The sequence below is a fragment of the Clostridium sp. AM58-1XD genome (genome assembly GCF_003464085.1).
In the GTDB taxonomy this organism is placed as follows: domain Bacteria; phylum Bacillota; class Clostridia; order Lachnospirales; family Lachnospiraceae; genus Lachnoclostridium_A.
In genome coordinates this window covers 109,522-122,320 of the sequence record NZ_QSDR01000004.1, presented here as the reverse complement: position 1 = coordinate 122,320, position 12,799 = coordinate 109,522, and the positions used below count along the sequence as shown (strand labels likewise).

The window sequence follows — 12,799 nt, the reverse complement described above, 5'->3', positions numbered from 1 at the left end:
ACGCAGCGCACAGCTGACATATAAATTGCCCTGGGCCCGCTGATTAACGGCAGCCTGGGGCATTTTGCATCCTTGAAGGCAGTGGTTGTGAGGGCAGGCGCAGGAAGAGGATGAAGTCTATCGTTTTTTCCAAAGGTTACTGAAATTGTGGTAAAATGTAAGTAACAAAGAGGCAAGCCGGAAGTTTATGAAGGAGGAGGTACCAGATATGCAGGGTACGGTTAAGATGGAAACAGAAAGACTGATTTTGAGGCGGCATGAACCTGGGGATGGGCAGATCTTGCACATGCGTTTCGGCAGAGACAAAGAAATGTATGAGTATTCTGGTTGGAATCCGTACAAGACAGAGGAAATGGCTCAGGAAACAATCCGTCATTTTATAGATAACTACAGCAATCCATGTTTTTATGGCTGGGCCATTCAATTCGAAGGTCAGCTGGTAGGGACAATTGGCGCTTATGACTATAAACAGAACGAAGACAGGATTGAGGTTGGAATAAGTATCGTACGCGGCAGCTGGGGGAAGGGATTTGCAAGCGAGGCATTACGGCGTGTCATTGTTTATTTGACGGAAGAGGAGGGGATATCCGTTGTTACGGCCTGGTGTGCAGAAGAAAATATTGGTTCCAGGCGGGCCATGGAGAAAGCGGGAATGGTTCAGACAAGCTTTGAAAAAGGCGCTCTGACGATAAATGAGAAAACATTTGGGAAGTTAAATTTTGAATATCACGCAGTTTGATGATTTCCGGCTGATCAAGACGTGGTAAAAGCCGATAGGGAATGGGAAACGGGGTGAAACGGTCTGTAGGCCGCCTCTGTTTACTGGGAAACCCCTTGTCCTCGGAAGGAGAATCCTGTATACTTGTAATCAGTTTTTAATAAATACGGAAGAGGAGAGATAGAATGATTGCGGATATGATTCTGAATATTATGTTAATCGCGGCAGGGGCAGTTATGGTATTCTGCCCATATGATAAAATCAAGGCGGTCTTTCCGAGAGCAAAATCGGAAATATTAGTAAAGATTCTCGGTCTTGTTGTCATGGGCGTAGGTGTTTTTGCGGCGGCGGCAGAATTTTTTGCTTCATAGAAAAGATGTTGTTCCATAACGAATATTTTAAAACAGGCGGGTAATTTATGTGGAAATGGATCATCGGAGCAGCAGCGGCGGGCGGAATCGGCGGTCTGCTCCGTTCAGAATATGAGAAACGTCATTTTTCCGTAGAGGAGTATGAAATCTGCTCTCCAAAGATAAAAAAGGACAGGACGGCCGTGTTCCTTTCCGATCTGCACGATCAGGAATTCGGTACATACAATGAAGAACTCCTGGAAGCGATCGATGCAGTGAAACCTGATCTGATATTAATCGGCGGAGATATGATGGTCTGCAAGGGAAAGCAGAGTGTGGAAATAGCGGAAAGACTGACAAAACAGCTGGCGAAGAAATATCCTGTATTCTATGGGAATGGAAATCATGAGCTGAGGATGAGAAGGGAAACGGACGTCTACGGAAGGCAGTATGAAACATACAGGAGAGAACTGAAGAAGGCTGGCGTTGTGTATCTGTCGGATGACAATGCAGCGGCATTTGATGACATCGCTGTTGCAGGGATCGATCTGCCGGAGAAATATTACAGGAAGTTTTCTCATGATGTTCTGAAGGCCGGAGACATTAAACGGCGTATCGGAACGGCGGAAAGAGAGCGGTTTCAGATTCTGCTTGCCCACTCTCCAATGTATTTTCAGGCGTGCAGGGAATGGGGAGCCGACCTTACGCTGTCAGGCCATTTCCATGGCGGAACGATCCGCCTTCCATGGCTGGGTGGGCTTATGACGCCTCAGTTCCAGTTTTTCTTCCCCAGATGCGCCGGAGAATTTGAAGAAGAGGGCAAAAAAATGATCGTAAGCCGTGGGCTGGGCACCCACTCCATACGGATTCGATTTAACAACAAACCACAAGTGGTTGTGGTAAGAATGAAAAACAAGACTATATTTTGATATTTTATAATAATTTGTGTATTTACAGAAAAGGGAAACTTTGCTATACTGTGAAGGAGCGCTGCCGGGAGACCAATCAGGCAATGCTCCTTCATTTTCTGTAGAGGAGGAAATGAAGCCGTACATACATTGGCATGAATAAAGGAAATGAAAAAATGGGGATTTCTTATAAACTGGAGAACTTTGAAGGTCCGCTGGATCTGCTGCTCCATTTAATTGAAAAGAATAAGGTGGACATTTATGATATCCCGATCTCGGAGATAACAGAGCAGTATCTGGAATATGTGAGTCATATGGATTCAGAAGACTTGAATATAGTCAGTGAATTCCTCGTTATGGCGGCTACTCTGATCGATATCAAGGCCAAGATGCTCCTTCCGGCTGAAGTCAATGAGGAAGGCGAAGAGGAAGATCCAAGAGCGGAACTGGTCGCAAGGCTCCTGGAATATAAGATGTATAAGTATATGGCTCTGGAACTGAAGGACAGGCAGTTTGATGCAGACCGGGTCTTTTATAAGAAGCCGACCGTACCAAAGGAGGTTGCCAGATATGAACCTCCGGTGAATCTGGACGAGATGCTCTCAGGACTGACGCTGGCAAAACTCCAGAGCATTTTTGAGTCGGTGATGAAACGGCAGGAGGAGAAAATCGATCCGGTGCGAAGCAGATTCGGCACGATTAAGAAAGAGCCGGTAAGTCTGGAGGACAAGATTACTTCTGTAATGTCTTACGCCAGAAGGAACAGGACATTCAGCTTCCGCGGCCTTTTAGAGAAGCAGACGGACAAGCTGGAAGTGGTAGTGACATTTCTGGCTGTGCTGGAACTGATGAAAATAGGTAAGATTCACCTGACGCAGGAGAATATATTTGATGATATGTACATCGAAACGCTGGAACCGGAAGGCGAAGAAGGCGAGCTGGACCTGGAAGGACTTGATGATTTCAGTCTGTGACGGCAGACATGGCCAGTGGCAAAACGCAGTGTTTTGAGGGATTTAGAATGGGAGAAGCAATATGGGCGAGTGGTACGAGGACGAAGATGAATTTAATATGGAAGAGGTCATGGCCCGCCATGAATCCATGGAAGAAGAACTGGAAAAAGAGGCGCTGAACCAGCTGAAGGAAGAAACGGCAGTCAAAGAAAAAGCTGCTGACGGAGAGGCGTTTACGGCTAAAGGAGAGACGGCGGCCGAAGAAGAATCTGCGGCTGAAAATGAGGCGGCAGTTGAAAACGAGTCCGCGGCCAGGAAAGGGATTTCTGTTATGGATGAACTGCCGCCCGCAGATTATCCGGAGGAGGAATGGGAAGCTGTCCTCGAAGCCGTCCTTTTCACCATGGGAACATCGGTATCGCTTAAGCATCTGGCAGCAGCGATTGGGCAGGACATGAAGACGGCGTGGGCCGTTGTACAGCAGCTGAAAAGGCGGTATGACGATGAGAAGCGCGGCATGCAGATCATAGAACTGGAAGACAGCGTGCAGATGTGCACACGCGCCCGATTTTATGAAAACCTGATCCGGGTGGCGGCGGCGCCGAAAAAGCAGGTACTGACAGACGTAATGCTGGAAACGCTTTCCATTATTGCATATAAACAGCCGGTTACAAAGGCAGAGATCGAAAAGATCAGGGGTGTGAAATCCGATCATGCGGTGAACAGGCTAATTGAATACAACCTGGTTTATGAAGCAGGCCGATTGGATGCCCCGGGCCGGCCGGCCCTGTTCGCTACGACGGAAGAATTCCTGCGGAGGTTCGGAGTCGGCTCTGTAACCGATCTTCCGGAGCCTGATCCGGAGCAGGTGGAGGAATTCCGCCAGGAGGCAGAAGAGGAGCTTCAGTATACATCAGAAGAAAAAGAAAATCAGGCATTAAAAGAGGCTGCGGCAGCAGAAGACATCATGATAGAAGACAGCAGTACAGACGACACCATAACAGACGACATCATAACAGATGACAGGAGGAATGAAGATGAAATGCGTTGAAATAAAAGTTGTAAAGAAAGACGGTACAAGAGAGGACTTTAATATTAATAAAGTCGTAGTGGCAGTGAATAAATCGGCAGAACGTGCGATGATCCGCTTTTCCCAGGCAGAGCTTACATTTATCTGCCAGTTCGTAGAGGAAAAGGCGGAAGAGCTGCAGGCGGGTGAGATTCAGATCGCCCAGATGCACAATCTGGTGGAAGGTGCATTGGAACGGGTGAATCCCCAGGTGGCAAAGAGCTACCGGGATTACCGCAATTATAAACAGGATTTCGTACGCATGCTGGACGATGTCTATAAAAAGAGCCAGTCCATCATGTATATTGGCGATAAGGAAAACAGCAATACGGACAGCGCTCTTGTTTCTACAAAACGCAGTTTGATCTTTAACGAGCTGAACAAATCTCTTTACCAGAAATTCTTTATGACGGTTGAGGAGCTGCAGGCATGCCGCGACGGATACCTTTATATTCATGATATGTCGGCAAGGCGCGACACGATGAACTGCTGTCTGTTTGATGTGAAAAATGTTCTGACAGGCGGATTTGAAATGGGAAATCTGTGGTACAATGAGCCGAAGACGCTGGATGTAGCCTTTGACGTAATCGGTGACATCGTTTTAAGCGCCGCCAGCCAGCAGTATGGAGGCTTTACCGTACCGAGCGTGGAAGAAATTCTGGCTCCCTACGCTGAAAAATCATATGCGAAGTATACAGAGAAATATATGGATCTGGGCCTTTCCAAAGAAAAATCTGAGGAAGTAGCATGGCGGATGTGCAGAGAGATATGGAGCAGGGATTTCAGGGATGGGAATATAAGTTCAATTCCGTCTCCTCCAGCCGCGGGGACTATCCGTTTATCACAATGACCGCCGGTACGGGAACGAGCCGTTTTGCAAAGATGGCTACCATTACCATGCTGAAGGTACGCAGGGACGGCGAGGGGAAATCCGGCCATAAAAAACCGGTTCTGTTTCCGAAAATTGTATTTCTGTATGATGAAAATCTGCATGGACCGGGAAAGGAACTGGAAGATGTATTTGAAGCAGGAATTGAATGCTCCAGAAATACTATGTATCCAGATTGGCTGTCGCTTACGGGAAAAGGATATATTTCCAGCATGTACAAAAAATATGGAAAGATCATTTCGCCTATGGGCTGCAGAGCCTTTCTTTCTCCGTGGTATGTAAAAGGCGGAATGAATCCGGCGGATGACAAGGACGAGCCGGTGTTTGTAGGACGATTCAATATCGGCGTAGTAAGCCTTCACCTTCCGATGATTCTTGCCAGGGCGAGGCAGGAGAGCCGGGATTTCTTTGACGTGCTGGATTATTATCTGGAACTGATCCGGCGTATCCATGTCCGTACATATGCGTACTTAGGGGAAATGAGGGCGTCTACCAACCCGCTGGCCTACTGCGAAGGCGGATTTTACGGAGGAAATCTTGGGCTTCACGATAAGATTAAGCCGCTGCTTAAGACGGCTACCGCCTCATTCGGTATTACGGCATTCAACGAGCTGCAGAGGCTTTACAATGGAAAATCGCTTGTGGAGGACGGCCAGTTCGCCCTTGAAACGCTGGAACATATCAATAAAAAGGTAGAAGAATTTAAAAAGGCGGACGGGAATCTGTATGCTATTTACGCGACCCCGGCAGAAAATTTATGCGGTCTTCAGGTAAAGCAGTTCCGTAAAAAGTATGGTATTATAGAAAATGTATCAGACAGAGAATACGTGAGCAACGGTTTCCACTGCCACGTAACTGAAGATATTACGCCGATTCAGAAGCAGGATCTGGAATACAGGTTCTGGGAGCTTTCCAACGGAGGAAAGATCCAGTACGTGAAGTATCCGATTAATTATAATACAGAGGCAGTTAAAACACTGGTACGCCGCGCCATGGAGATGGGATTTTATGAAGGAGTCAATCTGTCCCTGTCTTATTGTGACGACTGCGGCCATCAGGAGCTGGATATGGACGTCTGCCCGAAATGCGGCAGCAGAAATCTGACGAAGATTGACAGGATGAACGGTTATCTCAGCTATTCCAGGGTTAAGGGCGATACAAGGCTCAACGAAGCCAAGATGGCAGAGATTGCTGAGAGAAAAAGCATGTAGGGAAGGACTTTGATGAAAAATGCGTTATCATAATATTACGAAAGACGATATGCTTAACGGAGACGGACTGCGGGTCGTTCTCTGGGTGGCAGGCTGTCTGCACGGTTGCAAAGGCTGTCACAATCCGATTACATGGGACGTCTGCGGCGGCATACCTTTTGACGAGGCCGCGAAGAAGGAAATATTCGATGAACTGGAGAAACCATATATTTCAGGAATTACCATGAGCGGAGGCGATCCGCTCCATCCGGACAACAGGAAAGAGATCGGAGAGCTGATCGAAGAGATCAAGCAGAGGTATCCGTCTAAAACCGTCTGGTATATACCGGTTATTTGTGGGAGGAAATCGAGAATCTCAGCTGTGTGAAAAAAGCAGATGTGGTAGTAGACGGCAGATTTGTGGAAGAACTGAAGGACGCAAGGCTTCACTGGAAGGGAAGTTCCAACCAGCGGGTAATCGATGTGCCGAAGACGGTTCATGAAGGAAAAATCGTTATTTACGAAGAATGAGAAGGACAGAAAGAGGGAAAATAGAGATGAGAAGAATTGCAAAGTTTGAGAAAGTAAGCTTCGGCCAGTTTAAAAAGGACTGGGAAGACACATTTCCCGGAGTTACCGAAGACGAGATAGAGAGAATCTATGACGGCATTCAGATGCCTTCCAGAGCCACGTCAGGGTCGGCCGGTTACGACTTTTACACGCCGGCTGCATTTTCTCTGAAACCGCAGGAAGGAATTAAAATCCCCACGGGTATCCGGGCCCGTATGGAAGAGGGATGGGTGCTGAAAATTTATCCCAGAAGCGGCCTGGGCTTCAAGTTCCGCCTTCAGCTCAACAATACGGTAGGAATCATCGACAGTGATTATTACAATTCCGACAATGAAGGGCACATCCAGGTTAAGATGACGAACGACAGTAAGGAAGGAAAAATCGTGGAACTGTCTGCAGGCACAGGATTTGCACAGGGAATATTCCTGGAATACGGCATTACGGAAGATGACGAGGCGGATGCGGTGAGAAACGGAGGCTTCGGCAGTACGACAAAGAAGTAAACGTTCTGAATCGGCAGGGGAAGAGACGGGAGTGTGTTTCATGAAAAGGGGAAGTAAAGTATTTTTGGCGGCCGTACTGGCGGCTGTAGCGCTTTCGGCCTGCGGGAGCCGGAAGGAAGAGACGGAGCTCAGAATGACGGCGATCGAACAGCTGAATGCCGGCAATTATGAAGGAGCGATTTCCACCTTCGACCTGGCGCTGAAAGAGGCGGACGGAAGGGTCGGAAAAATGGAGCTGGATATTCTGAAATACCGGGGAGAGGCAGAGTATAAGGCAGGCGATTACGAAGCGGCGGCCCATACATGGGATGTTCTGATTCAGGTGGACCAGGAAGGTCCGGGTCCGGAGTATCTCTATGCCAGAAGCATGGCGAGAGCGGGAGCGGGCAAGGTGGACGAGGCTGTTGCGGACTATCAGGCGGCGGCTGATATGGACAGGCAGATGGACAGGAACGTAACAGGGCGGAGCGGAGCACTGATTGCAGTCGGGCGCGTGTGTGAAGCGGCAGGACAGCCGGAAAAAGCTACAGAGCTGTACGAGAAGGCGCTGGAAGAAGGAATCGGAAAGGAATCGGTGGAGGTCTACAACACGCTGGCCATGGCGCGTATGGCTGACGGCAGGTATGAAGAAGCGCTGAGATTTCTGGAAGAGGGAATTCGGACAGGCGACGAAAAGATCAAGCAGGACTTACTGTATAACCAGGCCGTTTCGTATGAATATACAGGCGACTATAAAAGGGCGCTCCAGATATTTGAAGATTATCAGAAAAATTACGGACCGGATGAAGGCGTGGAAAAAGAAATTGCCTTTCTGCGCACCAGATAAAAGATTCGTAAAGAGCAGGATGAAAAACAGGAGCCATATGGCGGAAACGTTAGAAATAAAAGAGATTGAAGAGCGGGTGATTCTGGTCGGTGTGAGCACGAAGGATGGGGACGATACGGAAGCATCGCTCGACGAGCTGGAAGAACTGGTAGAAACGGCCGGAGCCGTAACGCTGGAAAAAGTTATTCAGAACAGGGAAAGCGTGCATCCCGGGACATACCTTGGCAAGGGGAAAATTGAAGAAGTACGGGAGAGAATCCAGGAACTGGGAGCAACAGGGATCGTCTGCGATGATGAGCTTTCGCCCGCCCAGCTGCGCAATCTGGAGAACGCCCTGGAGGCTAAGGTGATGGACAGAACCATGGTGATTCTGGATATCTTTGCAAAGAGGGCAACCACAAAAGAAGGAAAAATACAGGTAGAGCTGGCACAGCTCAGATACAGGTCCGCAAGGCTCGTAGGACTGAGAAATTCCCTTTCCCGTCTGGGAGGCGGTATCGGTACGAGAGGCCCTGGTGAGACGAAGCTGGAGGTGGACAGACGGCGCATTCATGACAGAATCGGCCAGCTGAAAGCCGAATTGGAGGATGTCAAGCGACACAGGGAAACGGCGCGCCAGAAAAGAAGCAGAAACCATGTGACGGTGGCTTCTATTGTAGGTTATACCAACGCAGGAAAGTCTACCCTCTTAAACAGGCTGACGGATGCAGGTATCCTGGCAGAAGATAAGCTGTTTGCAACACTGGATCCGACGACGAGAAATCTGAAGCTGCCGAGCGGACAGGAAATTCTCCTTACGGATACGGTAGGCTTTATACGCAAGCTGCCCCACCATCTGATTGAGGCGTTTAAGAGCACGCTGGAAGAAGCAAAATATGCGGATATTATCCTGCATGTGGTGGATTGTTCCAATCCTCAGATGGACATGCAGATGTACGTCGTTTACGACACATTGAAACAGCTGGAAGTGCAGGATAAGGAAGTGGTTACTGTTTTTAATAAAATAGACAGGGCGGGAGAAGACGTGATTTTGAGAGACTTCTCTTCCGACTACCAGGTGAAAATTTCGGCGAAGACAGGGCAGGGCATCGATGAACTGATTGATCTTTTAGAAAAGCTTTTAAGGAACAGAAAGGTCTATCTGGAACAGGTTTATACCTATCAGGAAGCAGGAAAGATTCAGTTAATTCGCAAGTATGGAGAACTGCTGTCAGAAGAATATACAGAGGCGGGAATCTTGGTAAAAGCCTATGTTCCTGCGGAGGTTTACGGCAGTATTATGCTTCATAGGCAAACGAATTGCGCGGCGATAAAACAAGTTTGCAAACAATTATATCTTTATAAGACATGGTAATAAAACACAATATCTGGGGATAGAACAAAAATTCAACTAGATATTGTGTTTTTGTTTTGCTTCTGCTATAATGGGTACTACGGCATCAGTACCTTAGAAGGGGTACACAAGGAGAAAGGGGTTCTAATATGATAAGTGTTATTAAGCGTGACGGCGAGGTAGCAGATTTTAGTCTGAATAAGATTACGGAAGCGATTAAAAAGGCCTTTAAGGCAACGGGCAGGGAATATAATAATGAGATACTGGAGCTGCTGTCTTTGAGAGTAACGGCAGATTTTCAGGATAAAATGGAAGAGGGGTGCATTTCCGTAGAAGAAATTCAGGACAGCGTTGAGCACGTTCTGGAGCAGGCGGGATATACGGAAGTTGCGAAAGCATACATTCTTTACCGCAAACAGAGAGAAAGAATCCGAAATATGAAAAATACCATCCTGGATTATAAGGATGTTGTCAACAGCTACGTAAAGGTAGAAGACTGGAGAGTGAAAGAGAATTCCACCGTTACATATTCGGTCGGCGGACTTATTCTGAGCAACTCCGGCGCAGTTACCGCCAATTACTGGCTGTCTGAAATATACGATACAGAGATTGCAGAGGCGCACAGAAACGCAGATATTCATCTTCATGATCTGTCCATGCTTACAGGATACTGTGCAGGCTGGTCCCTGAAGCAGCTTCTTATGGAAGGGCTGGGAGGAATTCCCGGAAAAATCACTTCATCTCCGGCAAAGCATCTGTCGGTGCTCTGCAACCAGATGGTCAACTTCCTGGGAATCATGCAGAACGAATGGGCAGGCGCTCAGGCATTTTCATCATTTGATACATACCTGGCCCCATTTGTAAAAGCAGACAACCTTTCCTATCCGGAAGTGAAGAAGTGCATTGAGTCCTTTATATACGGCGTGAATACGCCGAGCCGCTGGGGTACACAGGCTCCGTTTTCCAACATTACGCTGGACTGGACGGTACCGGATGATATGGCTGAGATGAACGCCATTGTAGGCGGGAAAGAAGTTGACTTCAAGTACAAAGACTGCAAAGCGGAGATGGATATGGTGAACCGCGCATTCATCGAGACGATGATCGAAGGCGATGCCAATGGCAGGGGATTCCAGTACCCGATTCCGACCTACTCTATTACAAAGGATTTTGACTGGTCCGATACGGACAACAACCGCCTTTTATTTGAAATGACTGCCAAGTACGGCACACCTTATTTCTCCAATTACATCAACAGTGATATGAAGCCCAGCGACGTCAGAAGCATGTGCTGCCGCCTCCGCTTGGATCTGCGCGAGCTGAGAAAGAAGACGGGAGGATTCTTCGGATCAGGAGAGAGCACCGGTTCCATCGGCGTTGTCACCATTAATATGCCGAGAATCGCTTATCTTTCCAGGAACGAAAAGGAGTTCTACGATCGTCTGGACCGTATGATGGACATCTCCGCCCGTTCCCTCAAAGTAAAGCGCGAAGTGATCACAAAGCTTCTGAACGGAGGACTTTATCCATATACAAAGCGTTACCTGGGCACATTCGAGAATCATTTCTCCACTATCGGTCTTGTGGGAATGAACGAAGCAGGCCTGAATGCAAGGTGGATCGGAAAAGACATGACCAGCCCGGAGACACAGGAATTTACGAAGAATGTGCTGAATCACATGAGGGAGCGCCTTTCCGATTATCAGATGGAATACGGCGATCTTTATAATCTGGAAGCGACGCCGGCGGAATCTACTGCGTACCGCCTTGCAAAGCATGACGTGAAGCACTATCCGGACATCAAAACGGCTTCTGAAGGAGGGACTCCGTATTATACCAACAGTTCCCACCTGCCGGTCGGATATACGGCGGATGTCTTCGATGCTCTTGACGTTCAGGACGACCTTCAGACCTTATATACCTCCGGAACCGTATTCCATGCGTTCCTGGGAGAAAAGCTGCCTGACTGGGTGGCTGCTGCGAAGCTGGTGCGCACGATTGCAGATAATTACAAACTGCCTTACTACACGATTTCACCTACTTATTCCATCTGTAAGGAACACGGATACCTGTCAGGAGAGCATTTTACATGTCCTGTATGCGGGAAAGAAGCAGAGGTCTACAGCAGAATTACGGGATATTACCGTCCGGTCAAGAACTGGAACGAAGGAAAGTCTGCGGAATATAAGAGCAGAAAAACGTATGATATCATCCATTCCAGTTTGAAGAAAGAGGGCGGTACGGAAAAGATCAGGGAAGCTGTAGAGACAGCCGCTGCCAAAACGCCAGCGGGCGCGTACCTGTTTACTACGAAGACATGCCCGAACTGCAAGATCGCAAAGCAGTTTTTAAAAGGCGTGACTTACGAAGATATTGATGCAGAAGAAAATCCGGAGCTTTCCAGTAAATTCGGCGTTATGCAGGCACCGACGCTGGTACTGATCAAAGACGGCAAGATCCAGAAGTTTGTAAATGCTTCCAATATCAAAAAATATTCAGAAGAATTAAAGTAATAGTCCAGAGGGCGGTAAAACAGGTGGGGAACCGGGCTTTAAGCTTGCTTATAAGGTCGTTTCCCCACCTGTTTTCACATCGGATGATATCGGATGAAGAATGTTACAAAAGGAGTAAAGCGTTACAACTGATACCAGATGAAGTGACCTAGCTGCTGCCTGGAATGGAATCTGGTATCAGTTGCAATGCGGTTTTAACGTTTGCAACATCTTCAGACCGCCCCAACGATTGCAAAATAAAAAATACCCCAAAATAAAATACGAACCCTTTCCAAACCAGAATGTTTTTGGTATAATGACCACATAGAAGTGGTCATTATACCAGCGCATACCGGTTTCTGCGTTCACCGCAGAAAGCCGGGCGCATAGGATGGGCCGGAGGCCATAGCCGCGGAGCGGGCATGATAATGACCACATAGAAGCGATTTTAAGTTTGGGCAGACAGGAGGAGATTGAAGTGGCAGAAGCAGAGAAACGGGATACTCATCAGGTATATACGAAGGAAAAGATCGGTGAAGTACAGATTGCAGATGAGGTTGTTGCAATTATTGCAGGGCTGGCAGCTACAGAGGTTGAAGGCGTTGCTTCCATGGCGGGAAATATTACGAACGAGCTGGTGAGCAGGCTGGGAATGAAGAACCTGTCCAAAGGGGTAAAGGTTGATGTAACGGAAGAGCATGTTTCCGTAGAACTGTCACTGAATATCAAGTTCGGCTATAATATTCCGGCAGTAAGTGAGAAGGTTCAGGAGCGTGTAAAGACAGCTATTGAAAATATGACAGGACTGACTGTTCTGGATGTGAATCTGAAGGTAGCAGGCGTGGATTTGAACACAGAAGCATAGGCCGATATATACGGCAATGAAATAAAAATCAAAGGCGTATAAAGAGTATTGCCCTCGATACCGGATGGAGTGACTTGGCGGCTGCCATGCAACGAAATTCGGTATCGGGGGCGTTTTATATTTCCAGAAATCC

At 47.8% G+C, this 12,799-nt stretch carries 12 protein-coding genes and 1 pseudogene; all 13 read left to right on the top strand.

Annotated features, from left to right (window positions below; all coding sequences use genetic code 11):
• The first annotated feature begins 208 nt into the window (after nucleotides 1-208).
• Nucleotides 209-739, top strand: a complete 531-nt coding sequence (locus DXA13_RS03450) for a GNAT family N-acetyltransferase (RefSeq protein ID WP_181995512.1) — start codon at nucleotides 209-211, stop codon at nucleotides 737-739.
• 164 nt (nucleotides 740-903) lie between these two features.
• Nucleotides 904-1,089 (top strand): hypothetical protein, encoded by a 186-nt coding sequence (locus DXA13_RS03445; protein WP_118241936.1) that lies wholly within the window; start codon nucleotides 904-906, stop codon nucleotides 1,087-1,089.
• 47 nt (nucleotides 1,090-1,136) lie between these two features.
• Nucleotides 1,137-1,997, top strand: coding sequence for a metallophosphoesterase (locus DXA13_RS03440; RefSeq protein ID WP_118241935.1), 861 nt, complete (start codon nucleotides 1,137-1,139; stop codon nucleotides 1,995-1,997).
• A 155-nt stretch (nucleotides 1,998-2,152) separates the two neighbouring features.
• On the top strand, nucleotides 2,153-2,950 hold the full coding sequence (locus DXA13_RS03435; protein ID WP_118241996.1) for a segregation/condensation protein A: 798 nt from the start codon (nucleotides 2,153-2,155) through the stop codon (nucleotides 2,948-2,950).
• Between the two features lie 61 nt (nucleotides 2,951-3,011).
• Nucleotides 3,012-3,980 (top strand): SMC-Scp complex subunit ScpB, encoded by a 969-nt coding sequence (scpB, locus tag DXA13_RS03430; RefSeq protein ID WP_243008947.1) that lies wholly within the window; start codon nucleotides 3,012-3,014, stop codon nucleotides 3,978-3,980.
• Nucleotides 3,967-6,098: pseudogene (nrdD, locus tag DXA13_RS03425) on the top strand (anaerobic ribonucleoside-triphosphate reductase). The gene scpB and the pseudogene nrdD overlap by 14 nt, the downstream one beginning before the upstream one ends.
• A 19-nt stretch (nucleotides 6,099-6,117) precedes the next feature.
• A complete protein-coding gene (locus tag DXA13_RS03420; protein ID WP_347559677.1) occupies nucleotides 6,118-6,465 on the top strand; it encodes a 4Fe-4S cluster-binding domain-containing protein in 348 nt (115 codons plus the stop codon).
• Nucleotides 6,462-6,608 carry a 4Fe-4S cluster-binding domain-containing protein gene (locus DXA13_RS22730; RefSeq protein ID WP_347559676.1) on the top strand — a complete coding sequence of 49 codons (147 nt, stop codon included), beginning with the start codon at nucleotides 6,462-6,464 and terminating at the stop codon, nucleotides 6,606-6,608. The genes DXA13_RS03420 and DXA13_RS22730 overlap by 4 nt, the downstream gene beginning before the upstream one ends.
• A 26-nt stretch (nucleotides 6,609-6,634) precedes the next feature.
• A complete protein-coding gene (locus DXA13_RS03415) occupies nucleotides 6,635-7,150 on the top strand; it encodes a deoxyuridine 5'-triphosphate nucleotidohydrolase (protein ID WP_118241934.1) in 516 nt (171 codons plus the stop codon).
• 40 nt (nucleotides 7,151-7,190) lie between these two features.
• On the top strand, nucleotides 7,191-7,976 hold the full coding sequence (locus DXA13_RS03410; RefSeq protein WP_118241933.1) for a tetratricopeptide repeat protein: 786 nt from the start codon (nucleotides 7,191-7,193) through the stop codon (nucleotides 7,974-7,976).
• Nucleotides 7,977-8,013: 37 nt separating this feature from the next.
• Complete coding sequence (hflX, locus tag DXA13_RS03405) at nucleotides 8,014-9,330, top strand: GTPase HflX (protein WP_118241994.1); 1,317 nt, start codon at nucleotides 8,014-8,016, stop codon at nucleotides 9,328-9,330.
• A gap of 128 nt (nucleotides 9,331-9,458) precedes the next feature.
• Nucleotides 9,459-11,822 (top strand): ribonucleoside triphosphate reductase, encoded by a 2,364-nt coding sequence (locus DXA13_RS03400; RefSeq protein ID WP_118241932.1) that lies wholly within the window; start codon nucleotides 9,459-9,461, stop codon nucleotides 11,820-11,822.
• Nucleotides 11,823-12,279: 457 nt separating this feature from the next.
• Nucleotides 12,280-12,666, top strand: a complete 387-nt coding sequence (locus DXA13_RS03395) for an Asp23/Gls24 family envelope stress response protein (RefSeq protein ID WP_118241931.1) — start codon at nucleotides 12,280-12,282, stop codon at nucleotides 12,664-12,666.
• The last annotated feature ends 133 nt before the right edge of the window (nucleotides 12,667-12,799 follow it).